Origin of the sequence: Stenotrophobium rhamnosiphilum, from assembly GCF_003052265.1 — a bacterium.
Taxonomy (GTDB): Bacteria; Pseudomonadota; Gammaproteobacteria; order Nevskiales; family Nevskiaceae; genus Stenotrophobium; species Stenotrophobium rhamnosiphilum.
Map to the genome: position 1 here is coordinate 296,105 of NZ_QANS01000003.1, position 25,998 is coordinate 322,102.

Sequence of the window (25,998 nt, forward strand, 5' to 3'; positions counted from 1 at the left end):
TTTCTAGATCAAAACCTGATTACTTTTTCTTAAGCAGATCGCGAATTTCTGCGAGCAGAACTTCCTGTGCTGGTGTGGCCGCAGGAGCTGCTGCTTCTTTCTTCTTAACCGAGTTCATCGCCTTAACGACAAGGAAGATCACGAATGCAACGATGACAAAGTTGATCATGGTCTGCAAAAACTTGCCGTAGGACAGCAGTACAGCAGGGGTTTTGCCATCTGCAGACGCTTCTTGCAGCACTAGCGCTGATTTGGAGAAATCGACGCCAGAGGTCGCCATGCCAATCACGGGCATCACCACGTCGCCGACCAGCGAAGTCACGATGGCGCCAAAGGCTGCGCCGATCACGACACCAACGGCCAGATCAACAACGTTGCCACGCATCGCGAAATCTTTAAATTCTTTCATCATGCTCATGCGTATAACTCCTTCAAAAATACTTTGTGGTGAAAGCTAAAGCGGCATAGACGCACGATCTGCGACGCCCCGAAGGTGCTTATATAGCACTAAAAATATCCACAGCCATCGGGGTAAGAACACGATCGCGCGAAGGCTGTAAGACTAATCTGACATCGATGCCGTAAGCCTTCAAGTGCCAACGCAATGCGCCAGTCCGCGTGCAAGATCTGGATAGCGTGGTTCAAAGCCAAGCTGTTGCAGCATGCGTTCATTCTTGAGGCGTTTGGATTCTTCCATGAAGGACCACATTGCTGGCGTGAAAATACGCCGCGCTTCATCCATCGAAACTTGTGGCGGTGGCGGCAAGTCGAGTAGCGCCGCGCACCGCGTGAAGTAATCACACATCGTCGTCGGGTTACCGTCACTGATGTTGTAGGCCGCAGTGCGTGTGCCGTATGCGGCGGCGTGCAGAGCGGCTTCAGCCAGATCATCGCTGTGAATGCGATTGGTAAATGGCGACTCTTCTGCGCGCACCACCGGCAATTGTTTCTGTAATCGTTCTACGGGCAAACGGCCTGGGCCGTAGATGCCGGGTACGCGCAGAATCACATAATCGCCGCCCCACATAGCGAGGGCCTGCTCGGCATCAAGACGACGTTGCGCACGTGCGCTGATCGGCTGCAGCGGCGCATCTTCATCAATCCAACGCCCTTCACAATCGCCATAAACACCCGAGGTAGAGATGTAGACGATGCGCATGTCGCTATCGGGATTCGCATCTAGAAATCTGCGCAGTCGTAAATCACTGCTACCCGCATTTGATGGCGGTGCAAACCAGAACAGCAGTGGCGCATTCGCGGGCGGGGCCTCAGTATCAAGGTTGATCTGAAGTGTAGTTACGCCAGCTTGCGTGAGGTCGGCGGCGCTTTGATCGGACCGCACCACTCCGGTAACCTCGCGGCCCATCGTCAGTAGTCGCTGCGCGACGCGCAGGCCAACGTCGCCGCAGCCAACAATCAGCGCACGCGCTGGCAAAGCATCTTTAAGGGCAGGTTTAGAATTTTCCATGACGCACCAAGTCTATCTTGTCGACCGCCCTGTCAGCTTTAGTGTTGATGAAGGCGAGACTTTGCTCGCTGCTGGATTGCGCCAACATCTGGCGCTGCCGTTTGGTTGTCAGAGCGGCGGTTGCGGCTCTTGTCGTGTGCGTCTGACTGCGGGAGAAGTGGAGTATCCCTTTGCGCCAGCCGCACTGTCGCAGGGCGAGATCGACGCCGGTTACATTCTCATGTGTCTCGCACGCGCAAAAAGCGATCTGACGATTGATCTGCATCAGCCTGCGCAGATTGAAGAATTGCGTCCGCGCAAATTGCCTTCGCGCGTGATGTACAAGCGCATGCTTTCGCATGACGTGATTCAGCTGATGCTGAAGCTGCCCAAGGGCGACAACCTTCGCTATTTGCCGGGGCAATATCTCGACATTCTTTTGGAAGATGGTCGTCGCCGCAGCTTCTCCATTGCGAACGCGCCGAATGCGGAAACTTTGGAACTGCATTTGCGCATTGCGCCTGGTGGGCGTTTTGCCAAATGGGTGCTGGAAGAAATGCCAGAGAAGGCGATTCTGCGATTGGAAGCGCCGCTCGGTGCGTTTTATATCCGAGAGGATTCGCAGCGACCGATTGTGTTGATGGCGGGTGGCACGGGTTTTTCACCAGCCAAAGCAATGTTGGAAGAGCTTTTGCCAAAGCACAGTGCGCGTAGTGTGCATTTGTTCTGGGGTGGGCGAGCGCAGGAAGATTTGTATATGGATGCGGAAGTGCGGGCGTGGGCTGAGCAGTATCCGCAGTTTCGATACACGCCGGTGCTTAGTGAGCCCAGTGCTGATTGGAAGGGGGAAACTGGGTTTGTGCACGAAGCGGTTTTGCGCGCGTATCCGGTTTTAGTGGGGCAGGAGATGTATTTGTGTGGGCCGCCGGTGATGGTGCAGGCGGGCAAGCGTGCGTTTCTTGCGGCTGGGCTCGATGCGGATCATCTTTTTTATGATTCTTTTGACTACGCTTTTGAGACTTGGCCTGCGCTGGGGTGAGGTTTGTCGCGCTGCGCGGGCTACTGCCTGTGCTGATTGAAGTGGCGTGTTCCGCGCTGTGGCGCGGGTTACTTTCTTTGGCGCAAAGAAAGTAACCAAAGAAACATCACAAGCCCACTTTTACGGTTTTTGGGAATTGGCCAGATACGTTCGCCGACTAATCTCGTAATGCGAGAAAAAGTGTCGACCTCAGCTGATCTGCAAATGAACTACAGAAGAGAAACCACGTTTGGAAAAGCACGGCGCGTTGCGCCGCTTTTCACGATTAAAAAAATCCGCGTCGCTTAAACAAATACAGCAATGCGCCGCCGATGCTGACTAGCAGTCCGAGCGCAAAGAAATATCCGTAGCGCCAATGCAGTTCAGGCATGTTCTCGAAGTTCATACCGTAGATACCCGTGATCAGTGTCAGCGGGAAGAAGATGGCGGACAACACGGTCAGTGTTTGCACGATCTTGTTGGTGTGATGCGTTACTGACGAGAAGTGCAGCTGTACGGCGGATTCGATATCGCGTTCTTGATCGCGTGCGTGATCGAGTAGGCGGTCGACGTGTTCGCTTAGATCGCGCATGCGGACTTCTTCGTTGGCGCTCCAATCTGAGCGCGTGCCGCGACGCCAAGCGTCGATTGCTTCCAGCTGATTTTCTGACAACCATTCCAGCTTGCGCACCATGCGACGGCCAGCGAGTAGCGTGCGCCAGTCGTCGGTTTTGCTGGCGGGGTCGAGCAGTTCGTCTTGCAGCTCGGTGAAATACGCGTCCAGTGGTTCGCGGATTTTGAGAAAGCGATCGACCATCGTGTCGAGCACGGTGTGCGCAATTTTCAGAACGCTATCGGGTGGTTTGCCGCGGCCTTCGAGCATTTTTTTGCGCGCGAGACTCATGCTGACGTTGTCTGCGGCGTGGATGGTGATCAACACGCGCTCGAACATGAAGAACGCAGCGGTGCGGGTTTCCAAAGGGAATAGACGGTCTCTTGGGCCCAAGCCTTGGAACATCAACATGTCGTAATCCAGCGTGCCGTCGAAAAACGACGGATGCGTGGGGTTGTGGCTATCGGCGACGTGCTGCGGCTCAATCGGCACGCCAATCAGTGGCTCGGCCCAGCATTCCCAGTGTTGGGCTTCATCTCGGCAGAAATCGACCCAGATCAAACCGTCTTCCGGGATTTGCCCGGTGTCGGTCAGAACCGTGGGCGTTGTGTCCGTGGCGAAATGCAGAATTTCCATCGTTGGTGGAATCAGCTCGTGGCGGTGGTATGACCCATCAGCGTCAGGATGGTGGCAATGGCTTCTTCCAGACCGGTTTTCTCTTGTGAAGAAAATAGCTGGATGGTTGGACGCTGCTCATAGACTTCCAGTTCGCGACGCACTTTCAGCAGCTGGTTCTTAGACGCGCCAAAGCCGAGCTTGTCGGCCTTGGTCAGCAAGATGTGAACGGGTCGCGCGGCTTGCTGCGCCCAGTCCAGCATCTGCGTGTCGAAATCGGTCATCGGATGGCGGATATCCATAATCAGGACAATGCCGCGCAGATTGGTGCGCACATCCACATAGTTGCCAATCAGCTTGCCCCAGCCTTTGCGCATCGCGGCGGGGACTTCGGCGTAGCCATATCCGGGCAAATCGGCAAAACGGCCGATATTCGGGATTTCGAACAGGTTAATGAGCTGCGTGCGGCCCGGCGTCTTACTGACTCGCGCGAGCTGTTTGTGGTTACAGATCGTGTTGAGCGCACTGGATTTGCCTGCGTTGGAGCGGCCGGCAAAGGCGATTTCGGGCTGCTCGTCGCGGGGTAATTGCTGCAGGTCGGCGCAGGAAATGCGGAATTCCGCGCGGGCGAAAGGATTGATTGCGGCTGAGGTCATGGCGGCAGCTTAACGGAAATGAGCGCAATTTCGGGGCTGAAGCCGCGGGGGAGAGGCATTGGAATCCCCTGTTGGTGTAATATTTGCGCCGAACTAAACCGGATTTGTGCGCCCTTTCGACGGACGCATCCAACCGATACAACAAAAGCTTTATATGGAGCCTCATCAATGAAGCGCGTTTTGCTTGCTCTTGCCCTGTCTGTACCCTTTGCTGCCTTTGCTGAAGGCGCTGCTAAAGATCTTTTTGTGAAGGGCGACGCCGCTGCCGGCGCGACCAAAGCCGCAGTTTGCGGCGCCTGCCACGGCCCTACCGGTAACGGCAGTGCTGCGATCTATCCCAAGCTCGCAGGCCAGAGCAGCAAATACGTTTACGAACAGCTCAGCGCGTTCAAGAGCGGCAAGCGTCAGAACCCGATCATGGCCGGCCAGGTTGCAAACCTGTCGGATCAGGATCTGAAGGATCTCGCTGCGCACTACGCCACGCTCAAACTGACCCCGGGCCTTGCTAACAAGGATTCCGTAGCGATTGGCGACAAGCTCTATCGCGCTGGCGATGCGGCTCGCGGCATTCCCGCTTGCGCTTCATGCCACGGTCCTAAGGGTGCGGGTCAGCCATCGGTTGGCTATCCACGCATTGGCGGCCAGAACGCCGAATACGCGCTGGCTTCGTTGCAGCGTTTGCACGGCACTTCGACGGAATCTTTGCCTGAAGGCAATGTCAAGATGATGGCGACCATCGCCGCCAAACTCAGCGACAAGGAGATGGCAGCGTTGGCGTCTTACATCAACGGCCTGCAGTAATCGAAAAAAGGATTCCCATGCGTCTGCTTACTCGTCTTCTGGTTACCGTTTCTGTTCTGTTGCCTATCGCCTGCTCGGCTGCCGCACCGGCGACCGATTACAAGGAAGGGACGCATTTCAAAAAGGTTCGCGAAGTCCAGGAGCCGACGAATGCCAAGCGCATCGAAGTCGACGAATTCTTCTGGTACGGCTGCCCGCATTGCTATCACCTCGATGGCTTTGTGGATCGCTGGCGCGTAACCAAACCGGCTGATGTGGATTTCGTACAAGTCCCAAACAGTCTCGGTCGCGAAGAAGGCATCATTCATAGCAAGGCGTTCTACACGGCTGAAGTGCTCGGCTTGTCGGCCAAGATCCACAAGCCTTTGTTCGAAGCCATTCACGAGCAGCATCAGCAGCTGTTCACGCAAGCGACGCTGCAGTCGTTCTTCACCGGCATGACGGGCGTTCTGCCTGATGTGTTCAACAACACCTTTAACGGTTTCGCTGTCGGCATGAAAGTGAACCGCGCAGAAAATCTGGCCAAGACCTACGGCATGGCCAGCGTTCCAGCGATTGTTGTTGGCGGCAAGTACACCACTAACGTCGCCATGGCAGGCGGCCCGGAACAGACGTTCAAGGTTGTTGATTTCTTGATCGCCAAAGTCCGCGCGGAACGCAAAGGAAAGTAAGTGTCCAGAATTTCGCAGATCGCCCGGCTCACCGCCGGGCTTTTTGTTTGCAGCAGTGGCCTCGCAATGGCGGCCCCTGCAGTGTCGATGGAACGCGCTTGCGAGATGTTAGGCGCCAAGCTGCGCAGCGTTAATGTTGCTTACTGTCAGCAAAGCGGACTCAAGGCCAGCTCTTTCACCAGCGTGCGCGGCCAGCCGATTTTGTATCGCGACTACACCGCACGCACGCCGCAAGGTCCTAAGCCTTATCGCGTGTTGCTGCTCGGCGGCATTCACGGCGATGAGCTTTCTGCAGTCAGCATCGTTTTCGACTGGATGCGCCGACTCGACACCGAAAAATTTCAGCAATTCGAATGGCGCGTGATGCCCTGTTTGAATCCGGATGGTTTGCTGGTGAGCCCAGCGACACGCACCAACGCCAATGGCGTCGACCTCAATCGCAATTTTCCAACACTCGATTGGAAGTCCGACGCGCTGCAGTACTGGAAGACCAAAGCGCGCAAAGATCCAAGACGTTATCCAGGCCCTAAAGCTTTGTCTGAGCCTGAGTCACGTGGGCTGATGGATATGCTCAAAGAGTTTCAGCCAGACGTGATTGTCAGCGTGCACGCACCATACGGCGTGCTTGATTTCGATGGCCCGCAAAAGCCACCACAGAAATTCGGCTATCTGTCTCTGCAGTTGCTGGGCACTTATCCGGGCTCACTCGGAAATTTTGCTGGCATGAATCTCAGCGTGCCAGTGATTACCTTGGAATTGCCAAGCGCGGGTCAGATGCCGCCGCCACAGCAGGCGCAGCGTATTTGGGGCGATATGTTGGTGTGGCTGGAAAAGAATTTGCCGAAGCGGCCACCGGCGCAGTACAGCAAACTCGAAAAGCCGTTTGAGTCCGCTACGGCGACGCCGTAATTCTGGCTAGCGATTTTCCTCGCGGAAAATTTTCCACTCGCCGTCTTTATCCTGACGCCAGTACTGTTGTTTCACCGACGTCGAAGAGAAGTTGTCGCTGCGATAATCCAGCGTGAACTCCGCCAGCATCATTGGCTCGCCTGCGCCGGGATAGCGGAACAAATTGATGTGACGCAGCTTCACATCAATAAATTTCTTTGAACTGTTGACGCGCACTTTATGTGCTGCGAACTGCGCAAAATTCATCCCGTCGGTTGTGAAGCCCTGACCGTAATACGCCAGATAAGCTTCAGTGTCTCGCTCAGCCCATTTGCTACGCCAATCTTCAAGGCGCGCCAAAAATTTTTCGCGCTCGCCTTTGACTTGATCAGGCGGCACCCACTCCAGCGAATCGCTGAGAATCACCGGCGTCTCGCCCGTGACGATGTAAGGTTTCAGCGCCACAAGATCTTCGTTAGACATCGTCACGCAGCCTTCGCTCGAACGCGGTGCCCGCACATAAGTATCTTTAGGTACGCCGTGCAGCCAGATGCCATAGCCGCTGCGGCTGTTGAACTGATCCCAGAGGTTTGGATAGTTGAGCGGGAACGCGCCTTCACCATAAAGGTCAGGCAAATTCACTTTCGGCAACCAACCGGTGATGTGATAAATGCCGATCGGTGTGCGCAGATCGCCAGCGCTTTGTTTGCCATAACCGTTGCGGCCGATGCTGGCGTAATGATTCCGCACCAACGTCATTTCGCGATCTTTGCTGTTCTGCATCAGATACAGACGCGCTTTAGGCAGATCCACCAAAATGAAAAAAGGATGTTCTGAATCCAGCTGCAATACGGAATTTGGCACATAGCCCGTAGGTGGCACGGCCTTGTCACCCAGTGCGCGCAGACGCGCTTCTTCCGTGAGATCGCTGAGTCGTGGATCGCCCTGCGTATCGATCAGCGTGCCGCCCGGCAACCCGGCCAGCAGTTCACCGTAAATTTGTTTAGCTAAGCGAAAATTAGGCAGGCGCTGTGTGAGGTCTTGCAACGAGCTGCGAGCGCCTTCGCTATCGCCGCTCTTCATTTTGGCAACAGCAGACAGCAGCTGTTGCTCGGGGCTCAAGTCCGCAGCAGATGCGCAGACACTGGCCACCATTAAAAATGCGGCCAGCGCATGCGCTGGCCGCGATGATTGTTTCAAACGCATCTAAAGTTCTGATCTCAACTTAGCGTGAATACTCACGAGTAATTTTCCAAGCGCCATTCACTTGCTTGAGTTCCAGAATTTTATTCACGGAGTCTGAGTAGTTGTCTGATTGGTAGCTTTGCTGAAAGCTGACGCGCGCGCGGTCATCGCTGATACGAGTGGTCTTAGCATTCTTGATGCCGATTTTGATGCGCGCAGGTTTGAGAATGCGCTCGCGACGTTGCTCAGCCCAAGCAGAGCGCAGCTGGCCACCTTCAGGTGAAAAGTCGTCGGCGTAGAAAGCAAGGTACCCAGGAGCATCCTTGGAAGACCAAGCTTGGCTCCAGCTGTTCAGCATCGCAGTAACAGTCACCGTGGTAGCTGCATCAGCAGGCGCCGTGGCTTTAGCTGCGGCTGCGCTAGGTGCTGCGGCAACTGGAGCAGCTGCTGCAGGCAATACAGGTGATGTTGCAGCAATAGCTGCAACGGCTGCTGGTGCGGGCGTTGATGTCGCAGGTTTTGCCGCCGGAGCTTTCGCTACAGGCACATTGTTGATGGGCTTTTCGACTTGGCTAATCAGATCAAGTTTGCTGCGAACCGTTTGGTTGCTCTTATCGAGCGTCAATGCGCGGTTGTACGAAGCACCAGCCAGTGCAGCGTAAATATCGCCGAGATTTTCGTGTGCAGTGGCGTAGCTCGGATGCGTTGCCAATGCAGCTTCCAGCGCATCGCGCGCTTTTTCGTAATTGCCCTGCTGCGCATAAAGCACAGCGAGATTGTTGTATGGCTCGGGCAGCTGCGGATAATCGCGCGTTAGATCGGTGAAGGCCTTCATCGCTTCAGGCGTGCGATTGAGTTTGGTCAATGCAATGCCGCGTGAGAAACGCGCTTCAGCGTCTTGTGGATTTTTGGCCAGATGCTGGTCGAGCTTCTGCAACGCTTGAGCATATTGCCCCTGCGCCATCAGGCCGCGTGCATCGTCTGCAGGACCAGCAAAAGCGCTATGTGCGCTAAACAACAGAATGGCGGCCAGCGCCGTGCTACGAGTATTGAGAGTCACGCAAAACCTCGATGGATATCGGTCAAATGCATATGGACTTTAATATAGCTCATCCACTGCAACTGAGAGTTTAATCTGCACGCTAAAGCTTCGGCTTTCCGCTAAGTGGCGTCAGCGAACGGCATAAGGGTTGGGCATGCCAGCCGGAGGGTGCTTGAAGCGACGGTGAGACCAGAAATATTGCGCAGGCGCAATTCGGATGCCTTCTTCCAGCATGCGATTGATCAGTGCTGCGTCAGCGGCCTCGTCTGCGCTAGGGAAATTCTCCAACGCAGGGAGAAACGTCACACGATAACGGCCATTAATGCGCGCTGGAAAATACGGCACGACTTTGGCACGACCCAGCGCAGCAAGTTTCGACGTCGCGGTGAGCGTCAGCGTCGGCACATTGAAAAACGGCACATGCACGGCGTTGTTCACGTCCAGCGATTGATCCGGCCCATACCAAACGCAATGGCCTTCGCGCAGCGCGCGAACCAGTTTTTTCAGATCGTTCTTAGGCAATGCAGGCAGACCCGAGCGCGATTGGCGCCAGCGGTGCATAAAGAAGTCGATCAGCGGATTGTCGATCGGGCGATACATGGCGTGAAACTTCACACCCGCAAGACACAGATATCGCGCGCCAACTTCTAACGTTGTGAAATGGCCGGTGAGCAACAACACACCGCTGCCATCCGCCATTGCAGCTTGCAGATGTTCCAAGCCCACAACTTCGCCGCGATTGCGCAGTCGCCAGTCGGGAGCAAACCAACCGATCGCAGCTTCGAATGCGCCAGCGCCGAGCGCCATAAAATGTTCATCAACCATGTCGTCGCGCGTTGCTTCGTCGAGCTCCGGGAAACACAGTTGCAGATTCACGCGAGTGACGTGACGGCGGCTGCGCAACGCGCGCCCCAGTAGCCAGCCCAGTCCCTTGCCCAAGTTCAGCGCTAACGGAATCGGCAGCCAAGACAGCAGCCACAACAACGCTAAGCCCAGCCACGTTGGCCAGTAACGAGGGCCTAGAAAGGCCTTCTTAAAGGGCGGTGCAGAATTCATTGACCGCATTTTATAAAAATGCGACCACAATCGACACCCCATCCCCGGCGTATATTTTGCTCATAGCCGTTATGCTTCGCTCCATGCGTTGGCTCTATACCTTTCTACTCTATCTGCTCGCCCCTCTCGTGCTGCTGCGCCTGCTCTGGCGCGGCCTTGAGTTGCGTGACTATTGGTTCCGATGGAACGAGCGCTTTGGATTTGTTAAACGCCCTGAACAAGACGTCGCAGTCTGGGTTCACGCTGTTTCCGTCGGTGAATCTCTCGCTGCGCTGCCCCTGATTCGCGCTCTCGTTGCACAGCATGGCGAACGCCGTGTGCTGGTCACCACGATGACGCCGACCGGATCCGCACGTGTGCGTGAAGCACTCGGCGATCAAGTCCTGCATACCTACGTGCCATACGATTTGCCGGATGCAGTGGCGCGCTACATCACGCGTATGCGGCCGCAACAAGTCGTGGTGATGGAAACCGAACTTTGGCCCAATCTGTTTCGTGCGCTGGCTAAACGCAAGATCCCGCTGACGATTGCGAATGCTCGACTATCGCCGCGCTCTTTCCGTGGGTATATGCGTTTCCGCAGTTCTATTGCCAGCGTGTTGGAAGACTGCGCGCGCATCGCCGCGCAAAGCGAAGCTGATGCGAAGCGCTTTTTGCAGCTCGGCGCGCATGTCAAAAAAGTCAGCGTCATGGGCAATATCAAGTTCGATATGGCGTTGCCAGAAGATCAGATCGCAAAGGGTCACGCCCTGCGTGACGGCGCGCCCACGTGGATCGCCGCAAGCACACACGAAGGCGAAGAAGATGCTGCGCTAACCGTGCATCGCGAAGTGATTAAGACTTTTCCCAGCGCGCGTTTGATTCTGGTGCCGCGTCACCCGCAGCGTTTTGATGCGGTTGAAAAGCTCGTGCAAAAAACTACGCTCAGCATGCAACGCCGTAGCGAACTCGATGGTGCCGCGCCCAGCGCTTCTGTTTTGCTTGGCGACAGCATGGGCGAAATGTTCATGTATTTTTCGATGGCTGATGTTGCCTTCGTTGGCGGCAGTCTCGTGCCGGTTGGCGGCCACAATGTGTTGGAGCCAGCGGCGCTGGGATTACCAGTGCTGTTCGGACCGCAGATGCATAACTTTGTCGCCGCACGCGATTTATTGCTGGAGACGAATGCCGCTGAGCAAGTCGCGAACGATATAAAGCTCGCGTATGCGGTTCTTGCGCTACTGCGTGAGCCTGAACGTGCGCAGGCGATGGGGCAGGCGGGTCAGAAAGCAGTCGCCGCGAATCGTGGCGCACTTAATAAATTGCTACAGCTCATCAGCTAAATCGTAGGGTGCGCTGTGCGCACCTTTCTCGACGCTAAATGGGCACCTGTGCGCACAGCGCACCCTACGTGCTGACCACCGTACGTCGCGAACGCAGCAACCCGTCAATCATATAAATCCCCAACGCCGCCCAGATAAACGCAAAGCCAACTAAATGCGTGTGCGTGAATGTTTCATGAAACACGAACACCCCAAGTAGCAGCTGCAAAGTCGGCGCGATGTATTGCAGGAATCCAACGGTAGCAAGCGGAATACGGCGCGCGCCGTAAGCAAACAGTACGAGCGGCAACGCTGTCACCACGCCGCTCAACACCAGCAGCGCACTGGTGCCTAACGATGCGTGACCAAAACTGCCGAGCCCTTGTGATTCCGTCATCAGCAGAAACACAATCGCTGGCAGCAACAGCAAGCTGCTTTCAATCGCGAGGCCATCAACCGCAGGCACCACGGCTAATTTGCGCAGCAAGCCATAAGCGCCAAAAGAAGTGGCGAGGGTCAAAGAGATCCACGGAAAGGTGCCCAAAGACCAAGTGAGATAGGCGACGCCAGCGCTTGCCACGGCTACCGCAAACCACTGCAGCGTACTCAGTCGCTCACGCAAAACCACCACGCCCAATACAACGGACAACAGTGGATTAATGAAATAACCCAAACTTGTTTCAACGATGTGGCCTGCGTTAACGGCCCAGATGTAAAGCCACCAATTAATGCTGATCATCAAAGCGCTGCCGCATAGCATCGCTAACAAACGGGGTTGCGCAGTCACCTCGCGCCACCACAGCGGACCTTTACTCAGCGTGAGAAAGCCACCCACAAGTGCGGCACACCAAACAATGCGGTGCGCCATGATTTGTGTCGGCGGCACTGAAGACAGCAAACGCCAATAGAGCGGAAACAAGCCCCAGATAAAAAACGAACCGGCGGCGGCCCAAAGACCTTGGTTCATGTGCGATCCATGCGTTGAAGTGGCGTGCAAAAGGGGCGCAAGAATATCAGCCGCGCTGCGATTGAGCCCCGCTCAGGCGGGTGGGCGCGCTGTGTGTATTTATTGAACAATAAAATTCCACATTCCCGTGGGTATAAAAATCTCAACAAACTTTGGAAAGCGATACAACCTCGTCACGACTTTCACAGCGTAGAATCCGGCGCATGTCAGACGATATTAATTACCTGCCCGAAATGGGTATTGGGCTGGACGCGGATGCCAGCGAATACGCGGCTGCGCGTCACGAACATCTGCTGCGCAATGATCCAGCGCGTTACGCCGAGCTCGTCAGTAACGTCACCGCTTATGGCATCTACATGATGGATGCCGACGGCTACATTCTGAGTTGGAACAAAGGTGCCGCAACGATCACGGGTTATGCCGATCGCGAAGTGCTGGGTATGCCGCAGTCGAAAGCGATGGGCGAAATGGAAGATCCGAGCGGGGTGCTGCAACGCGCGATGCACTTTGCGCGGCTCAATGGTTATTGCCGCGAAGTGCAAACCCGCTATAGCCGCAATGGCAGACGTTACTTTGCGCAGATCACGCTGGATGTTGTGCGTAATGCTGAAGGTGAGATCACCGGATTTATCGAAGTATTCAGCGACATCACTGAGCAAAAAGAACGCGAAGACAGCCTCTATCAGCGCGCCACGCGTGACGCACTCACTGGAGTCTTCAGTCGCGGCCATTTTGTCGAAATGGCGAATATGGAAATTGATCGCGCGCGTCGTTTTGGCGAGCCGCTATCCGTCGCCATGATCGATATTGATCACTTTAAAGCCGTCAACGATACCTACGGCCACGCGGCTGGCGACAAAGTCATCATTGCACTCGCGCAAGCAGTTGCGGGCTTCATCCGAAAAATTGATTTCATTGGCCGCATCGGTGGAGAAGAATTTGCCCTGCTTCTCCCACGCGCCAACAAAGAACCTGCGCTGGAAGTCGCTCAGCGTCTGCGTCTGATCTTGGCTGAGAAAAGTGTTGATATCGGCGACGCAACGATTAACTTCACAGTAAGCATCGGCGTCGCCGCATTACGCCCCACCACGCGCGATCTGCCAGATCTCATGCGCAACGCCGATGCCGCGCTTTATAAAGCCAAGCGCGAAGGTCGCAATCGCGCCGAAGCTTGGTTCGAGTGAACACACTTCAGCCACGTGCGCTGTTCATTTCGCACGGGGCGCCGACGTTAGCGCTAGATAAAATCTCTGCGCATCAATTCCTGATTGAGCTGGGCCAACGTCTGCCTAAGCCTCGTGCTGTGGTGGTTATCTCACCGCACTGGAGTGCGCCGATATTCGCCATCAAACAAGATGAACGCTATCGCGCGTGGCACGACTTTGGTGGTTTCCCTGACGAGCTCTATCAAATTCAATACTCGCCACAGGGCAACGCATCGCTCGCTGCGCGAATCTTTGAACATTTGCAGAAAGCACAAATCGCCACGCGCATGGTCAGCGATCCACGCCTCGATCACGGCGTATGGGTGCCGCTCATGTTGATGTATCCGGATGCTGATGTGCCGGTGGTTAACGTCGCGTGCTTAGGGCGCGATCCACAAGTGCATTACGAACTGGGTCGTGCGCTGCGTGATGCGGTGGATGACGACGTGCTGATCATCGGTAGCGGCAGCGCCGTGCACAATCTGCATGAACTCGCCGCGCCCGGCACGCCACCGGCATCATGGGCCACGCGTTTTGATGATTGGTTGAACGCACGCATTGAAGCGGGGGATCACGAGGCGTTGCTCGACTATCGCGCGCAAGCGCCAGATGCTGCGCGTGCGCATCCCACCGAAGATCATTTGATGCCGTTTTATGTCGCACTTGGCGCTGGCGGTGGAAAAGGCCAAGCGCTGCACCGTAGTTTTTCTTACGGCAATCTCAGCATGGCTTGTTATGGATTTCCCGCAGCGAGCTAGTTTGTTCTAGGCCAAAGTTGTCGTTAATCGCCCTAAAGTCTTCACGGCTTTTTCGACACGCGGTGTCCACGGATATCCAAAGTTAAGTCGCACGCAGTTTCGATATTTTCTTTGAGCAGAAAAAATCGGTCCCGGCGCAATGCTGATGCCTTGATCGAGTGCGAGTTGATGCAGTTGTAATGCGTCGACAGATTTCGGCAGTTCGATCCAAAGCATGTAACCGCCTTCCGGCCGTGTCATGCGACAGCCTTCTGGAAAATGTTGACTGACCGCGCGCATCATTTCCTGGCATTGCGAAGCGAGGGTGTGTCGCAGATGTCGAAGATGCCGCTCGTATGCACCATGTTTTAGGAATGCAGCAATCGCGGCTTGTGGCAGCGAAGCGGTCGAGAGTGTCGTCATCAATTTGATGCGCTCGACTTGTGTCCGATAACGGCCCGCTGCAACCCAGCCCACGCGATAACCTGGCGCCAAACATTTCGAGAATGAGCCGCAGTGCAGAACAAGACCGCTCTTGTCGAACGCTTTGGCTGGACGTGGCCGCTCCGCGCCAAAGTAGAGTTCTGCATACACATCATCTTCAATCAGTGGCACGTCGTGACGTTTGAGCAATTTGATCAGCGCTGCTTTGTTTTCATCCGGCATGCACGCGCCAAGTGGATTCTGAAACGTGGTGACGAGAACGCAGGCTTTGATGTTGTGTGATTTGAGCGCGACCTCCAATGCATCTAACTCAATGCCGGTGCGAGGATGCGTGGCGATTTCCACTGCGCGCAGACCGAGGCGCTCAATCGCCTGCAAGGTGGAATAGAACGTTGGTGATTCAATCGCGACGGTATCGCCCGGACGCGTGACGGCTTGCAGGCTGAGGTTGATCGCTTCTAACGCGCCGCAGGTGATGACGATGTCGTCGGGTGCAACAGCGCAACCGGATTCCAAATAGCGCAAAGCAATCTGATGGCGAAGCTCAGCATTGCCCGGTGGCAGATCATCAACACTGGCCCAAGTTTTTTGGCGGCGCGCTGCGGCCGCGGCCATGCGATTGAGTCGCGCGAGCGGAAATAATTCTGGACTTGGAAACGCGGAGCCCAGCGGCACCAGCTCGCGATGTTTGATCTGCTCCAGCACACCAAACACCAACTCGCTGACATCCAATTGCACGGCGCGTGATTGCGGCGCGGTGGATTGGGGTTCTGGTGCAAAACCAGAATGCTGGGCACGTACGTAATAACCCGACTGCGGCCGCGCTTCGATCAGACCGCGGGCTTCCAGTTGATCAAACGCCTGCAACACCGTGCCTGCACTGACCTTGTGTTGAGTGCTGGCTTTGCGCACGGACGGAATGCGCTGCCCGACACGCAGCGTGCCGCGCGCAATCAGCGACGCAATCTCGTCTGCAATCTCTTGATAACGCGCCATGGCCGCTCATTTCAGTTGTTCAAACTGTACTAGTTAAATTGTACAGAAACTGAATCTGTTACAGGAGACGGCACAGACCTAACATCTCACTCGTGAATAAACCGTTGAGCGGAGATGGAACATGAATGGCGAGATTGCAGAAACACAGAAAGAGCAGGCCGGCTTCTTGGAAGTGATGCGCGCCGTGTTCTGGAGCTTTTTCGGCGTGCGCAGCAGCAAAGGCCGCAAAAGCGATGAGACCCGCATTGGGCCTTGGCAGGTCTTTATTGCGGGCTGGATTGGTGCGGCGGTTGTTGTGGCGATACTGGTAGGGATCGTTAAGATCATCCTGCCCTGACTGCTGATTTGTAGGGTGGGTAGAGCGTAGCGAAACCCGCCGTCTTTTAAGCAGCGGGCAATGGTGGGTTTCACTGCGTTCGGCAATTGCTCCATGCATGGCTCTACCTCGGGCATCCATGCCCTCGTCTACCCACCCTACCTTGGTGACGCGCTGCCTGAATAAATGTAAGTCATCGGCTTGGGGCCGGGCAGGTACTGCTTTTCCAACTCGAGTACCTCGAACCCGCCTTCATCCAGCAGCGCCGGAATATCTCGATTGAGATGGCAGCCGCCCGCAATGGGTTTCCAAATCGGCATGAGCCGATGCTGCCAGCGGCGCACGCTTTCATCCGGCGCTAGGCCGTGTTCGCAGAACAAGAACTCGCCTTGCGGTTTGAGCACACGACGCATTTCCTGAAGCGCGGGGATCACGTCGGGAATCGTGCACAGCGTGAAGGTGCAGACGATGCTGTCGAAGCTCGCCGTCTCCGCCTGAATTTGTTGAATCACCAACGGCACCGTTTCTACCGGAATAGAAATCTTCGCCGCGCGCTTGCGGGCCAGTGAGTGCATGCCGGTAGCCGGATCCACGCCGCAGATGTGCTGCACGCGAGTGGCGTCGTAAAACTCCAGATTAAGACCCGTGCCGATCCCGATTTCCAATACACGTCCATGCGCACGCGGCACCAGCAGCGAGCGCTGCTTCATGATCTGTCCGAGGCCGCAGGTGCAGTCGATGAGATGGGGCAGAATTTTGGTTTCGTAGAAGCTCATGGAAGGCGTCTTGTTACAAGTTATGCAGCGCGAAGTGCGCGCACAACAGCTTTGGGCTCGCGCTCGATAATTTTAAGCAGAGTTTTCGCGGCCCCAGTGGGAGCTCGCTGCCCTTGCTCCCATTTGCGCAGAGTAGACGCGCTCACGCCAAATGCATTGGCGAACTGATCTTGCGAAAGACCCAACTGTTTCCGGGCATTTTGAATTTCGTCTGGCTTGACGGTTACTTTGTGCGTGCGGCCGCCTGTGCGCTTGCCTTGTGTGTGTGCAAGCGCTTCAGCCATCGATTCAATCAGTTCATTTCCGAGCTTACTCATTTCCGCTTCCTTGTCGCTTTGATTGCCGCTGCAAATGACGCCACCGCTTTACGCTGATCTGCCGTTAAATCTGCACGCTCGTTTTTGCCGTAGATGAGCAACGCATAAATTGGCATGGCCTGATCGTAAAAATAGTAAATCACTCTAACGCCACCCGATTTGCCTTTGCCCATTGCAGCGAATCGGACCTTGCGAACCCCGCCGGTCCCAACGATTTCATCTCCGGCGTCAGGATGCGTGGCCAGATAAGTAATCAGCTCCGCATGTTCATCAGCACTCAAAAGCTTTTCTGCGCGACGAATAAAGATCGACGTTTCGACGATAGTTTGCATGTTCATTGTAACCCATTGGGTTATATGCGGGGCAAAGAAGATTCTGCATCGCTCCGCCATTTTTATCTGCAGTGGAGAACAAATACCGAGAGCGGAGTCTCTAGTTAAGCGTGTGCAGAGATTTGGCCTGCGCGGCTGGATGGCCTGCGGCGCTATGCGCCTTACCCTTTGGGCGTTGTCGCGGAGCGATAACGGCGCAACTCGGCAATGCCGAGTTGGCGAACCATTCATTAGTTTGCCGCTGGTTCGAATGTCCGCTGATCAAAGTGAGGTCTGATCACGGGCTGAACTGACAAGCAAGAAATTTGGTGCGCCCGGCTGGATTCGAACCAGCGGCCCTTGGTTTCGGAAACCAATACTCTATCCAACTGAGCTACGGGCGCGTGATGTGCTTAAAGAGGTTGCGGGCCGCCGGGGCTGCTGGGGCCGACTTAAGGAGGCCAGTGGCGGCTCATAAATCTGTGGCGCGCAGGATACCCGCAAAAGAACACAGCCGCTATACTGGGCGTCTTAGAGCAAGATTTGGGAGTTGCAGGGTGTCGAAACAGAGCCACGATAACGAGAGCCACGACAAGGTTTTCTTCAAGATTTTTTCATTGGTAATGGGTGGCCTTTTTGGCATCTTCTTCCTTTGCATCGTCGTCGCACGCATCATCACGCCAGCGCGTGAGTTGGATGCTGCCGGCCTTGCCAAGATCGAAGCCGCTACTGCGCCTGTTGGCGAAGTAGTCACCGATCCAGCCGCACTGGAGTTGAAGCTCGCTGCTAACAAGCCAGCGCGCGCTGCTTACACCGGCGAACAGGTTGTGACCAAAGTCTGCGCAGCTTGCCACCAGACGGGCATGCTCAACGCGCCAAAAATTGGCGACAAGGGCGAATGGGCCAAGCGCAAAGGCGCTGCTGGCGGTCTTGATGGCCTCGTTAAATTGGCAATCAAGGGCATCAATCAAATGCCTGCACGCGGCGGCGACTCTGATCTGAGCGACGACGAAATCAAAGCTGCTGTTGAGTTCATTCTCAGCAAGTAAGCAGCGTAGAGCGAAAGCTCTCGCACGGTAAAAAATAGAACGGGCCAGCTAAAAGCTGGCCCGTTTTTTTGTGCCTCGTTTTAGGTCGCGCGCTCAATTTTGATGCAGTGCAGCGCGCAAAAAAATGGCATCAACAAAAACAGCACAAAGTAAGTGCGCAACTCAATGTCATCTTAATTTGATGATTTAGAACAATAAAAATAGGCAATAAAATTGATTGCGTTTATGCAATTTTCATGGATTTCGTTTCAGAAAAAATTGGTATAAGCTCCAAAGCGGGGGGGTAGTAACAATCCCAAGTAGTTCTTTTAAATGTTTCAAACGATCAACCAGTCAAGTGCTTGGCACGGCTGTTGCTGAGTATCTCTGGCTGCAATTCCAGCACATAGATAAACGTTGATAACGTCAAGGAGCGACATGCGTAAGAACATCATCTCTGTAATGGCCACTCTGGCCTTTCTGCCGGCCGTAAGTTTTGCGGCTGCCCCTACTCTCACAGAAGTACTTGATGCCTCAGGCGTTACGTTGGCTGGGCACGCTTCTGGTTCCTACTCCTACTCGCACGTAGGGATCTCTGGTGGCGGCGGTAGTGCTTCCGATAACACCTTTACCTTCGATCAGGCTCAGCTGATGATCTCCAAGCTGCCAACGGAAGGTTTCGGCGCTGTAGTTGATGTTTATGCAGGCCAAGATGTAAAGGGCGGTACCTATAACTATGCGAGTGGCACTGCTGGAACCATTACGGCTCCGATTAGTGCACTTATTTATCCTACGGGCGCATTTAACACTTTTAGCGGCGGCAGTCAGGAAATCAATCTGCACCAAGCCTACGTTCAGTACGCCAGCGGCGGCCTGACGATCATTGGCGGTAAATTTGCCACGCTGGCTGGTTATGAAGTCGCAGCCGACGGCGCTAACACCAATGCAACGCGTTCGCTGCTGTATGGACAGCAAGCATTTACGCTGACCGGCGTTCGCGCTGGCTACAAAGTCAGCGATATGTTCACTGCATACGTCGGTCTGAGCAACAGTGCTGCTGGCGGCACCACGCTTGATACTGACAATAAGAAGGTTACGGAACTGGGCATCGCACTGGCTCCTGTAACTGGCCTCACTGTCAACGTAACTGACTACATCGGCACCGATGGCACGGTCAAAACCAATCTGCTCGATCTTGTTACGGCTTACACGGTTGGCGACCTCAGCTTGGCTTTGAATGCTGACCACAACACCTTTAAGGATTCAGGCGTTGTTGACGTGAAGAACACGGGTGTTGCTCTGTACGCGAACTATCAGGTTACCAAGGCTTTCCGCGCCGGTATTCGTGGCGAGTACCTCCAATCCAAAGATGACATCGCAGTCACCAAGATCAAACGTAAAGAAGTCACTTTGACCGGTGGTTATGCTGCAGCTAAGAACTTTGATTTGGTGGCCGACGTTCGTCGCGCTGAAGTAAAGGCAGATGGCAGCCCGACCAAGGGCAGTCTGACGACTGCGGTTCTGAAAGCTGTCTACAAGTTCTAATCGTTGTCGATTGTTGCTTCAAAAAAAGGGCCGCGAAAGCGGCCCTTTTCTTTTGTGTTGATCGTTAGTTTCCTGATTCATATCTCGCCGTTAAATGCCGAGATATCCCTTGCTGTAAATCGGGGGGTGTCACCCAGCTGTAATTTGATATAGTCAGTCCGCAACAAGGAATGTTCGTCGACTGCTACGGATAGCGCTTATATAGCTAGCAAGGACTGCTAGTGGCGGCTGCCATGGATGGCGTTTTCATAAACGTTATCAGGGAGCCTACATGCGTAAAAATATTATTGTTGCTGCGGCCAGCTTGGCCTTTCTTCCAGTCGTCAGTTTTGCGGCTGCACCCACTCTCACTGAAGTACTCGACGCTTCTGGCGTTTCACTAACCGGGCACGCCTCGGGTTCGTGGGCGTATAACCACGTCACGGCAAACGGTGGCGGCGGCAGCCTCACCACTAACCAGTTCACCTTTGATCAGGCCCAACTGACGATTTCCAAGCTGCCTGCTGAAGGCTTCGGTGCGTCGGTTGATATTTATGCAGGTCAAGACGTCGCCGGTGGCACTTACAACTACGTAGATCCGTTCGCCCCTATTGCCTCTGTGCCACAAAATATTCTGCCAACGGGTTTCTACAATAAGTACTCAGTTTTGGGCGGCGCTGGCGGTAGCGAAGTCGTTCTTCATCAGGCCTTTGTTCAGTACGCCTCAGGCGGTTTGACGGTTATCGGTGGTAAGTTTGCGACGCTGGCGGGTTACGAAGTTGCAGCTGACGGCTCTAACAACAATGCCACGCGCTCAATTCTGTTCAGCCAGCAGGCTTTTACGCTGACGGGTGTTCGTGTTGGCTATAAGGTTAGCGATATGGCCACACTGTATGTCGGTTTGAGCAACAGCGTTACAGCGCCTATTGTGCCTCTCCTTGGCTTGCCTGCTCCGCTGCCAAACACCTATGACTTTGATCCACAGAAGACGGTTGAAGTTGGCGTGGCTTTGGCTCCAATCAAGGGCCTGGCGATCAACGTGACCGACTATCGTGGTACTGAAGTCAGCGCTGCGAATGGTCCTGGTACGGCCAAGAACAATCTGCTTGATGCGGTCGTTTCGTACTCAATCGGTGATCTGAGCTTTGCTTACAACGGCGACTACAACACCTCAAAGACTGCGGGCTCGAATGCCAAGTTCCTCGGCCATGCGCTCTACGCTAACTACCAGATCACGTCGAAGGTTCGTGCTGGCGTACGTGGCGAATTGACGAATGCTTGGGATAGCGTTGTTGGCGGGCCTAAAGTTAAGCGTAATGAAGTAACGTTGACCGGTGATTACGCAGCAGCCAAGAATTTTAATCTGATTTCTGACGTGCGATATGCAAGCGTTCAGAACGACGGCGCATTATTCATTGGTCCTGATGCTCATCAGACTTCGTTTGTCCTTAAGGCTGTCTACAAGTTCTAATCGTTGTTGATTGTTGCTTCAAAAAAGAGGGCCGCGAAAGCGGCCCTTCTTTCATTGCGTGCCGCGATCCAATTCTCGATAGCGCACTGCCTCCGCAATGTGCGCACTGTTGATTGTTTCTACCCCAGCCAAATCCGCAATCGTGCGAGCTACTTTGAGTACGCGGTGATAAGCGCGTGCGGAGAGTGAGAGGCGCGCCATCGCGCTTTCTAATAATTGCGCTGCGGCTTTTTCGGGTTGGCAATCGCGATCCACTTCTTTGGTGTTGAGTCGTGCATTGGCTTTGCCTGCGCGCTTCAGTTGTCGTGTGCGACATTGCAAAACGCGCTCGCGCACGAGCACGCTGCTTTCTTCATTGCTGTTTTCTGTTTTGCTGAGTGCGGAGAGTTCAACGCGTGGCACGTGGATGTGCATGTCGATGCGATCCAACAAGGGCCCGGAAATTTTTGCGCGATAGCGAATTACTTGATCGGGGGTGCAACGACATTTGCCTGAAATGTCGCCGAGATATCCGCAGGGGCAGGGATTCATCGCGGCGACAAGTTGAAAGCGCGCGGGGAAATCGGCCTGACGTGCTGCGCGTGAAATGGTGATGGTGCCGCTCTCTAAAGGTTCGCGAAGAACTTCCAACACGCGTCGATCAAATTCAGGCAGCTCATCTAAAAAAAGCACGCCTTGATGGGCGAGTGTTATTTCACCGGGACGGGGCGACGCGCCGCCGCCGACCAATGCCACACCGGAAGCGGTGTGATGTGGCGATCGATACGGTCGCTGACCCCATTTGCGCGCGTCGAAAGTGCCATTGATGGAGGCCACGGCCGCTACTTCCAAGGCTTCTTCTTCGGTTAATGGCGGCAACAAATCGGGCAGGCGCGTGGCGAGCATGGATTTGCCGGAACCTGGCGGCCCGAGCATCAGAATCGAATGGTTTCCAGCCGCCGCGATTTCCAGTGCACGCTTGGCTTGATGCTGGCCACGCACTTCGTTGAGATCGGCCGTGAGCTTTGTTGGTGCAGGCGCGGCCTGCGGCAGGAAGGCTTCCAGCTTGCCCGAATGCAGTGCAGCGCATAACGCACCAAGATGGTGCGCGACAAAAACTTCGGCCCGTCCGGCGAGTGCGGCTTCTTCACCGCTGGCCTGTGGCACCAGCAAACGGTGACCAGCCGCGGCCGCTTTTAGTGCAGCGGGCAGCATTCCGGGCACGGCGCGGATCTCGCCCGATAGCGAAAGCTCGCCAAAAATCTCCATATTTTCAAGAGACTGAGCCGGAATCTGGTTTGAGGCCGCGAGAATGCCGAGGGCAATCGCCAGATCAAAGCGGCCGCCTTCTTTGGGCAGATCGGCCGGGGCGAGATTGCAGGTGATGCGGCGGTTGGGAAACTCGTAGCCGCAGGTGTTAATTGCCGCTTTAACGCGGTCTTTGGCCTCGCGCACGGCCATTTCTGGCAAACCAACGATGCTGAGAATGGGGAGGCCACCGGCGAGGTGAACCTCAACCGTCACCAGATCCGCATCGAGACCGTTTTGGGCGCGAGAAAAAACGCGGGCCAGCGCCATTTAAGGAAGAAACCGGGTGCGGCAAGTGGACATGGGAAGTTCTCATTACAGCGTGAGCCTTCCATGGCCAAAATCCGCGCAGCGCCTAGGGCGCCAAGCTTAGAACAGCTTAGTTGCCAGACAGCTTTTGTTCGAGAGTTTTGAGCCGCTGCTCAAGTGCGGCAAGGCGCGACTGCGTGCGTGAAAGCAGCTCTGCCTGTGTATCAAAGCGATCACGCGAGACCAGATCAAAGCGTTCCAGATTGGAGCGCAAAATCACGCGGAAATTGTCTTCAAGCTCGCTGCGCAGGCCGCGTAATCCCGGCGGGATGACTTGGCTGAGTTTGGCGGCGATGTCTTCGAGTTGTTTGGGGTCCAGCATGAGGCGCTCCGTTTGCGGCAGTTTAGCTGGTTTGCGGATGGACTCAGATGGTTTCGTGTCACTCCGTTCGGGATGACAAGGTAAGGGAGCAGGCGCTAGATCAGGCCCTTCAAGCCCATCCAACCCTTGTTTTCTCGAAGATTTATGCCCCAATGCACCAAGCTGGCACGCTCCGTGCTTTGACGGCTGTGCGGGTTCGCAAAAAGCGAATCTATCGAGTTTGGCCTTAAAACAAGGAGTGCATCAATGAAGCTGATTGCAGCGATCATCAAACCGTTCAAGCTGGACGAAGTGCGCGAAGCACTCTCGGATATCGGCGTGGCCGGCATCACGGTGACGGAAGTTAAAGGGTTCGGCCGCCAGAAGGGCCATACGGAGCTTTACCGCGGTGCGGAATATGTTGTTGATTTTCTGCCCAAAGTGAAGATTGAAGTCGCTATCGACGACGGCAAAGTAGATGCCGCAATCGATGCCATCGCCAAAGCCGCGCATACCGGCAAGATCGGCGACGGCAAAGTCTTCGTTTACAACCTCGATCAGGCTATCCGTATTCGTACGGGTGAGACTGGCAAGGACGCCCTCTAAGGAGCCCGCACACATGATCCGTAAATTAAGTTACGCATTGTTGCTAGCCGCTGCTTGCGGTTTGGCACCTGCTTGGGCCGAAGAAGCCCCCGCAGCCGAAGCACCTGCTGCAGAGGCCGCCGCGCCTGCTGCTGCCGTTGCTGCTCCGGCCGTTAAAGAAAAGAAAGCTAAGGTAGCGAAAGTTGCCGAAGCTGCACCTGCACCTGCAGCGGCTCCAGCTCCGGCTGAAGCAGCACCTGTTGAAGCTGCACCTGCACCAGCAGAAGCCGCTCCAGCAGCAGCTGCACCCGCTGCCGCACCTGCTGAAGAAGCCAAACCAGTCGCACCTGTCTTCAATGAAGGCAACGTCGCCTGGATGCTGGTTTCGACCGCGTTCGTATTGCTGATGTCACTTCCGGGCCTCGCCCTGTTCTACGGCGGTATGGTCCGCAGCAAGAACATGGTTTCGACTCTGACGCAGACGTTTGCGATCTTCTCCGTGATCGGCGTGTTGTGGTGCGTTTATGGCTACAGCTTGGCGTTCAGCGGTACAGGCCCATTCATCGGTACGCTAGACAAGATGTTGCTCAAAGGCGTCGTCTATGATGCTAACGGCTTCTTTACCGCAACCGCGACCTTCTCGAAAGGCGTTGTGATTCCGGAACTGCTGTTCGCAGTGTTCCAGATGACCTTTGCTTGCATCACCGTAGCCCTGATTGCTGGTGCCTACGCTGAGCGCATGAAGTTCACCGCTGTGATGATCTTCTCGGTGATCTGGTTCACGTTCTCCTACCTGCCAATGGCGCACATGGTTTGGTGGTGGGCGGGTCCGGATGCTTACACCGGTCTGGATAAAGTAGATGAGATGAACGCAACCGCAGGTTACCTGTGGCAGCTGGGCGCTCTCGACTTCGCTGGCGGTACCGTGGTGCACATCAACGCCGGTGTTGCCGGTCTGGTTGCAGCCATCATCCTCGGCAAGCGTTCGGGCTACGGCAAAGTTGCGATGGCTCCACACAGCCTCGTGATGAGCGCCATCGGTGCAGCACTTCTGTGGTTTGGCTGGTTCGGCTTCAACGCTGGTTCCAACCTCGAAGCCAACGGCTACGCAGTGCTGGCATTTGCTAACACCGCATTCGCTACCGCGGCTGCAGCAGTTGCTTGGTTCTTCGCAGAGTGGATCTTCAAGGGCAAGCCTTCGCTGCTCGGCATCATCTCCGGTGCGATCGCTGGTCTGGTTGCTATCACCCCGGCTTGCGGCTTCGTCGGCATCGGCGGCGGTCTGATCATCGGTCTGGTTGCTGGTGTGGTCTGCTTCTTCGCGGTGGCTTACATCAAGAAGTTGCTGGGCTATGACGATGCACTCGATGCATTCGGCGTCCACGCTGTAGGCGGCATCATCGGCGCGATCCTGACCGGTGTGTTCGTTGATCCAGCCAAGGGCGGCGTCGGCGTGTACAACAACTGGGTCGACATGGTTCCGGGTTACTCCTCCGGCCAGATCTTGATCCAGGTTAAGGCAGTGCTGGTTGCAGTCGTGCTCAGCGCGGTTGTAACGGCGGTCACCTTGCTGGTTCTCAAGTACACCATCGGCATCCGCGCTTCGGAAGAAGCAGAATCCGAAGGTCTGGACCTTTCAGAGCACGGCGAAAAGGCTTACAACCCTTAATAGTCTCCTCGGGAGGAATAGGGCGCGTCTGGCAACAGGCGCGCCCTTTTCTATTGGCGGGGACGAACGTGTAAACTTGCGGCGGAAAATTCTGAGGACGCCGTAACATGAAAATGCTCATCGCCATCATCAAGCCCTTTAAGCTCGACGCTGTACGCGAAGCACTCGCCGACATCGGCGTGCAAGGCATGACCGTTACCGAAGTTCGCGGATTTGGCCGTCAGAAAGGCCACACTGAGTTGTACCGCGGCGCGGAATACACCGTCGACCTGCTGCCTAAGATCAAACTTGAAGTTGCACTCGCACCTGACATGGTCGAGCGCGCTGTTGATGCCATTGCCAAGTCTGCCAAGACGGGCCAGATCGGCGACGGCAAAATCTTTGTCTACGACCTCAATCAGACCGTGCGCATCCGCACCGGCGAATCCGGCGTCGAAGCCGTTTAACTCCTTCGTTTTTCAA

General features: G+C 55.3%; 28 protein-coding genes and 1 tRNA gene. 14 read left to right on the forward strand and 15 right to left on the reverse strand.

Annotated features, from left to right (window positions below; translation table 11 throughout):
• Positions 1-19: 19 nt before the first annotated feature.
• Together mscL and CJD38_RS08955 are read right to left on the reverse strand one after the other, a co-directional pair.
• A complete protein-coding gene (mscL, locus tag CJD38_RS08950) occupies positions 20-418 on the reverse strand; it encodes a large-conductance mechanosensitive channel protein MscL (protein WP_107939996.1) in 399 nt (132 codons plus the stop codon).
• A 171-nt stretch (positions 419-589) separates the two neighbouring features.
• Positions 590-1,468, reverse strand: coding sequence for an SDR family oxidoreductase (locus CJD38_RS08955; RefSeq protein WP_107939997.1), 879 nt, complete (start codon positions 1,466-1,468; stop codon positions 590-592).
• On the opposite strand from CJD38_RS08955, the gene CJD38_RS08960 reads away from it, so the two are divergent.
• Entirely contained in the window at positions 1,467-2,486 is a 1,020-nt protein-coding gene (locus CJD38_RS08960; RefSeq protein ID WP_107939998.1) for a 2Fe-2S iron-sulfur cluster-binding protein, read from the forward strand. The two genes, CJD38_RS08955 and CJD38_RS08960, sit on opposite strands and share 2 nt — an antisense overlap.
• A 265-nt stretch (positions 2,487-2,751) precedes the next feature.
• On the opposite strand, the gene CJD38_RS08965 is transcribed toward CJD38_RS08960, so the two are convergent.
• Complete coding sequence (locus CJD38_RS08965) at positions 2,752-3,714, reverse strand: magnesium transporter CorA family protein (RefSeq protein WP_107939999.1); 963 nt, start codon at positions 3,712-3,714, stop codon at positions 2,752-2,754.
• An 11-nt stretch (positions 3,715-3,725) separates the two neighbouring features.
• Positions 3,726-4,349 carry a ribosome biogenesis GTP-binding protein YihA/YsxC gene (gene yihA, locus CJD38_RS08970; RefSeq protein ID WP_107940000.1) on the reverse strand — a complete coding sequence of 208 codons (624 nt, stop codon included), beginning with the start codon at positions 4,347-4,349 and terminating at the stop codon, positions 3,726-3,728.
• 168 nt (positions 4,350-4,517) lie between these two features.
• Here yihA and CJD38_RS08975 point away from each other — a divergent pair, with 168 nt between their 5' ends.
• From CJD38_RS08975 to CJD38_RS08985, 3 genes are read left to right on the forward strand one after another with little or no spacing between them, the layout of a single operon-like run.
• On the forward strand, positions 4,518-5,150 hold the full coding sequence (locus CJD38_RS08975; protein WP_107940001.1) for a c-type cytochrome: 633 nt from the start codon (positions 4,518-4,520) through the stop codon (positions 5,148-5,150).
• Positions 5,151-5,167: 17 nt separating this feature from the next.
• Complete coding sequence (locus CJD38_RS08980) at positions 5,168-5,821, forward strand: thiol:disulfide interchange protein DsbA/DsbL (RefSeq protein WP_107940002.1); 654 nt, start codon at positions 5,168-5,170, stop codon at positions 5,819-5,821.
• Complete coding sequence (locus tag CJD38_RS08985) at positions 5,822-6,730, forward strand: M14 family murein peptide amidase A (protein ID WP_240783575.1); 909 nt, start codon at positions 5,822-5,824, stop codon at positions 6,728-6,730. It begins immediately after the preceding gene.
• Positions 6,731-6,736: 6 nt separating this feature from the next.
• Here CJD38_RS08985 and CJD38_RS08990 read toward each other — a convergent pair whose 3' ends face one another.
• From CJD38_RS08990 to lpxL, 3 genes are all read right to left on the reverse strand, one after another.
• A complete protein-coding gene (locus tag CJD38_RS08990; protein WP_107940004.1) occupies positions 6,737-7,915 on the reverse strand; it encodes a L,D-transpeptidase family protein in 1,179 nt (392 codons plus the stop codon).
• 19 nt (positions 7,916-7,934) lie between these two features.
• Positions 7,935-8,954 (reverse strand): nuclear transport factor 2 family protein, encoded by a 1,020-nt coding sequence (locus CJD38_RS08995; RefSeq protein WP_240783576.1) that lies wholly within the window; start codon positions 8,952-8,954, stop codon positions 7,935-7,937.
• 111 nt (positions 8,955-9,065) lie between these two features.
• Positions 9,066-9,992: an LpxL/LpxP family Kdo(2)-lipid IV(A) lauroyl/palmitoleoyl acyltransferase gene (gene lpxL / locus CJD38_RS09000; protein ID WP_107940005.1), complete on the reverse strand. Its 927-nt coding sequence runs from the start codon at positions 9,990-9,992 to the stop codon at positions 9,066-9,068.
• An 83-nt stretch (positions 9,993-10,075) separates the two neighbouring features.
• Between lpxL and waaA the strand changes: the two genes are divergently transcribed.
• On the forward strand, positions 10,076-11,314 hold the full coding sequence (gene waaA, locus CJD38_RS09005) for a lipid IV(A) 3-deoxy-D-manno-octulosonic acid transferase (protein ID WP_107940006.1): 1,239 nt from the start codon (positions 10,076-10,078) through the stop codon (positions 11,312-11,314).
• A gap of 64 nt (positions 11,315-11,378) precedes the next feature.
• Here the strand turns inward: waaA and rarD are convergent, their stop codons facing one another.
• Positions 11,379-12,260 (reverse strand): EamA family transporter RarD, encoded by an 882-nt coding sequence (rarD, locus tag CJD38_RS09010; RefSeq protein WP_107940344.1) that lies wholly within the window; start codon positions 12,258-12,260, stop codon positions 11,379-11,381.
• Between the two features lie 203 nt (positions 12,261-12,463).
• On the opposite strand from rarD, the gene CJD38_RS09015 reads away from it, so the two are divergent.
• Both CJD38_RS09015 and CJD38_RS09020 read left to right on the forward strand, forming a co-directional pair.
• The gene (locus tag CJD38_RS09015; protein WP_107940007.1) at positions 12,464-13,444 is read left to right on the forward strand and encodes a sensor domain-containing diguanylate cyclase; all 981 of its coding nucleotides are present in this window, start codon (positions 12,464-12,466) and stop codon (positions 13,442-13,444) included.
• Positions 13,441-14,223, forward strand: a complete 783-nt coding sequence (locus CJD38_RS09020) for a DODA-type extradiol aromatic ring-opening family dioxygenase (protein WP_161554199.1) — start codon at positions 13,441-13,443, stop codon at positions 14,221-14,223. Before CJD38_RS09015 ends, CJD38_RS09020 begins: the two co-directional genes overlap by 4 nt.
• Positions 14,224-14,229: 6 nt before the next feature.
• On the opposite strand, the gene CJD38_RS09025 is transcribed toward CJD38_RS09020, so the two are convergent.
• On the reverse strand, positions 14,230-15,642 hold the full coding sequence (locus tag CJD38_RS09025) for an aminotransferase-like domain-containing protein (protein WP_107940009.1): 1,413 nt from the start codon (positions 15,640-15,642) through the stop codon (positions 14,230-14,232).
• Positions 15,643-15,763: 121 nt separating this feature from the next.
• On the opposite strand from CJD38_RS09025, the gene CJD38_RS09030 reads away from it, so the two are divergent.
• Positions 15,764-15,979 carry a DUF2970 domain-containing protein gene (locus tag CJD38_RS09030; RefSeq protein ID WP_107940010.1) on the forward strand — a complete coding sequence of 72 codons (216 nt, stop codon included), beginning with the start codon at positions 15,764-15,766 and terminating at the stop codon, positions 15,977-15,979.
• Between the two features lie 137 nt (positions 15,980-16,116).
• On the opposite strand, the gene CJD38_RS09035 is transcribed toward CJD38_RS09030, so the two are convergent.
• The 4 genes from CJD38_RS09035 to CJD38_RS09050 all read right to left on the reverse strand — a co-directional run bounded on the left by CJD38_RS09035 (position 16,117) and on the right by CJD38_RS09050 (position 17,766).
• Positions 16,117-16,734: a class I SAM-dependent methyltransferase gene (locus CJD38_RS09035; protein WP_107940011.1), complete on the reverse strand. Its 618-nt coding sequence runs from the start codon at positions 16,732-16,734 to the stop codon at positions 16,117-16,119.
• Positions 16,735-16,754: 20 nt separating this feature from the next.
• On the reverse strand, positions 16,755-17,051 hold the full coding sequence (locus CJD38_RS09040) for a helix-turn-helix domain-containing protein (RefSeq protein ID WP_146165961.1): 297 nt from the start codon (positions 17,049-17,051) through the stop codon (positions 16,755-16,757).
• Positions 17,048-17,383, reverse strand: a complete 336-nt coding sequence (locus CJD38_RS09045) for a type II toxin-antitoxin system RelE/ParE family toxin (RefSeq protein WP_107940346.1) — start codon at positions 17,381-17,383, stop codon at positions 17,048-17,050. The genes CJD38_RS09040 and CJD38_RS09045 overlap by 4 nt, the downstream gene beginning before the upstream one ends.
• Positions 17,384-17,689: 306 nt before the next feature.
• A tRNA-Arg gene (locus tag CJD38_RS09050) sits at positions 17,690-17,766 on the reverse strand.
• 153 nt (positions 17,767-17,919) lie between these two features.
• Here CJD38_RS09050 and CJD38_RS09055 point away from each other — a divergent pair.
• The 3 genes from CJD38_RS09055 to CJD38_RS09065 all read left to right on the forward strand — a co-directional run bounded on the left by CJD38_RS09055 (position 17,920) and on the right by CJD38_RS09065 (position 21,385).
• The gene (locus tag CJD38_RS09055) at positions 17,920-18,411 is read left to right on the forward strand and encodes a c-type cytochrome (protein WP_240783577.1); all 492 of its coding nucleotides are present in this window, start codon (positions 17,920-17,922) and stop codon (positions 18,409-18,411) included.
• Positions 18,412-18,828: 417 nt separating this feature from the next.
• Entirely contained in the window at positions 18,829-19,935 is a 1,107-nt protein-coding gene (locus CJD38_RS09060) for an outer membrane beta-barrel protein (protein WP_107940012.1), read from the forward strand.
• 271 nt (positions 19,936-20,206) lie between these two features.
• Positions 20,207-21,385 carry an outer membrane beta-barrel protein gene (locus tag CJD38_RS09065; RefSeq protein WP_107940013.1) on the forward strand — a complete coding sequence of 393 codons (1,179 nt, stop codon included), beginning with the start codon at positions 20,207-20,209 and terminating at the stop codon, positions 21,383-21,385.
• Between the two features lie 51 nt (positions 21,386-21,436).
• Here CJD38_RS09065 and CJD38_RS09070 read toward each other — a convergent pair whose 3' ends face one another.
• Together CJD38_RS09070 and CJD38_RS09075 are read right to left on the reverse strand one after the other, a co-directional pair.
• Positions 21,437-22,942 carry a YifB family Mg chelatase-like AAA ATPase gene (locus CJD38_RS09070; RefSeq protein WP_107940014.1) on the reverse strand — a complete coding sequence of 502 codons (1,506 nt, stop codon included), beginning with the start codon at positions 22,940-22,942 and terminating at the stop codon, positions 21,437-21,439.
• Between the two features lie 109 nt (positions 22,943-23,051).
• The gene (locus tag CJD38_RS09075; RefSeq protein ID WP_107940015.1) at positions 23,052-23,303 is read right to left on the reverse strand and encodes an accessory factor UbiK family protein; all 252 of its coding nucleotides are present in this window, start codon (positions 23,301-23,303) and stop codon (positions 23,052-23,054) included.
• 246 nt (positions 23,304-23,549) lie between these two features.
• Between CJD38_RS09075 and glnK the strand changes: the two genes are divergently transcribed.
• From glnK to CJD38_RS09090, 3 genes are all read left to right on the forward strand, one after another.
• Positions 23,550-23,888, forward strand: coding sequence for a P-II family nitrogen regulator (gene glnK / locus CJD38_RS09080; RefSeq protein WP_107940016.1), 339 nt, complete (start codon positions 23,550-23,552; stop codon positions 23,886-23,888).
• A 13-nt stretch (positions 23,889-23,901) separates the two neighbouring features.
• Positions 23,902-25,536 carry an ammonium transporter gene (locus CJD38_RS09085; RefSeq protein ID WP_107940017.1) on the forward strand — a complete coding sequence of 545 codons (1,635 nt, stop codon included), beginning with the start codon at positions 23,902-23,904 and terminating at the stop codon, positions 25,534-25,536.
• A 107-nt stretch (positions 25,537-25,643) separates the two neighbouring features.
• A complete protein-coding gene (locus tag CJD38_RS09090) occupies positions 25,644-25,982 on the forward strand; it encodes a P-II family nitrogen regulator (RefSeq protein WP_107940018.1) in 339 nt (112 codons plus the stop codon).
• Positions 25,983-25,998: the final 16 nt, after the last annotated feature.

Excerpts from the sequence above, each read along its gene's own strand:
- mscL (WP_107939996.1), bottom strand. The coding sequence starts at position 418 with ATGAGCATGATGAAAGAATTTAAAGATTTCGCGATGCGTGGCAACGTT.
- CJD38_RS08960 (WP_107939998.1), top strand. The coding sequence starts at position 1,467 with ATGACGCACCAAGTCTATCTTGTCGACCGCCCTGTCAGCTTTAGTGTT.
- CJD38_RS08955 (WP_107939997.1), bottom strand. The coding sequence starts at position 1,468 with ATGGAAAATTCTAAACCTGCCCTTAAAGATGCTTTGCCAGCGCGTGCG.
- CJD38_RS08965 (WP_107939999.1), bottom strand. The coding sequence starts at position 3,714 with ATGGAAATTCTGCATTTCGCCACGGACACAACGCCCACGGTTCTGACC.
- yihA (WP_107940000.1), bottom strand. The coding sequence starts at position 4,349 with ATGACCTCAGCCGCAATCAATCCTTTCGCCCGCGCGGAATTCCGCATT.
- CJD38_RS08975 (WP_107940001.1), top strand. The coding sequence starts at position 4,518 with ATGAAGCGCGTTTTGCTTGCTCTTGCCCTGTCTGTACCCTTTGCTGCC.
- CJD38_RS08980 (WP_107940002.1), top strand. The coding sequence starts at position 5,168 with ATGCGTCTGCTTACTCGTCTTCTGGTTACCGTTTCTGTTCTGTTGCCT.
- CJD38_RS08990 (WP_107940004.1), bottom strand. The coding sequence starts at position 7,915 with ATGCGTTTGAAACAATCATCGCGGCCAGCGCATGCGCTGGCCGCATTT.
- lpxL (WP_107940005.1), bottom strand. The coding sequence starts at position 9,992 with ATGAATTCTGCACCGCCCTTTAAGAAGGCCTTTCTAGGCCCTCGTTAC.
- waaA (WP_107940006.1), top strand. The coding sequence starts at position 10,076 with ATGCGTTGGCTCTATACCTTTCTACTCTATCTGCTCGCCCCTCTCGTG.
- rarD (WP_107940344.1), bottom strand. The coding sequence starts at position 12,260 with ATGAACCAAGGTCTTTGGGCCGCCGCCGGTTCGTTTTTTATCTGGGGC.
- CJD38_RS09015 (WP_107940007.1), top strand. The coding sequence starts at position 12,464 with ATGTCAGACGATATTAATTACCTGCCCGAAATGGGTATTGGGCTGGAC.
- CJD38_RS09025 (WP_107940009.1), bottom strand. The coding sequence starts at position 15,642 with ATGGCGCGTTATCAAGAGATTGCAGACGAGATTGCGTCGCTGATTGCG.
- CJD38_RS09030 (WP_107940010.1), top strand. The coding sequence starts at position 15,764 with ATGAATGGCGAGATTGCAGAAACACAGAAAGAGCAGGCCGGCTTCTTG.
- CJD38_RS09035 (WP_107940011.1), bottom strand. The coding sequence starts at position 16,734 with ATGAGCTTCTACGAAACCAAAATTCTGCCCCATCTCATCGACTGCACC.
- CJD38_RS09040 (WP_146165961.1), bottom strand. The coding sequence starts at position 17,051 with ATGAGTAAGCTCGGAAATGAACTGATTGAATCGATGGCTGAAGCGCTT.
- CJD38_RS09045 (WP_107940346.1), bottom strand. The coding sequence starts at position 17,383 with ATGCAAACTATCGTCGAAACGTCGATCTTTATTCGTCGCGCAGAAAAG.
- CJD38_RS09060 (WP_107940012.1), top strand. The coding sequence starts at position 18,829 with ATGCGTAAGAACATCATCTCTGTAATGGCCACTCTGGCCTTTCTGCCG.
- CJD38_RS09065 (WP_107940013.1), top strand. The coding sequence starts at position 20,207 with ATGCGTAAAAATATTATTGTTGCTGCGGCCAGCTTGGCCTTTCTTCCA.
- CJD38_RS09070 (WP_107940014.1), bottom strand. The coding sequence starts at position 22,942 with ATGGCGCTGGCCCGCGTTTTTTCTCGCGCCCAAAACGGTCTCGATGCG.
- CJD38_RS09075 (WP_107940015.1), bottom strand. The coding sequence starts at position 23,303 with ATGCTGGACCCCAAACAACTCGAAGACATCGCCGCCAAACTCAGCCAA.
- glnK (WP_107940016.1), top strand. The coding sequence starts at position 23,550 with ATGAAGCTGATTGCAGCGATCATCAAACCGTTCAAGCTGGACGAAGTG.
- CJD38_RS09085 (WP_107940017.1), top strand. The coding sequence starts at position 23,902 with ATGATCCGTAAATTAAGTTACGCATTGTTGCTAGCCGCTGCTTGCGGT.
- CJD38_RS09090 (WP_107940018.1), top strand. The coding sequence starts at position 25,644 with ATGAAAATGCTCATCGCCATCATCAAGCCCTTTAAGCTCGACGCTGTA.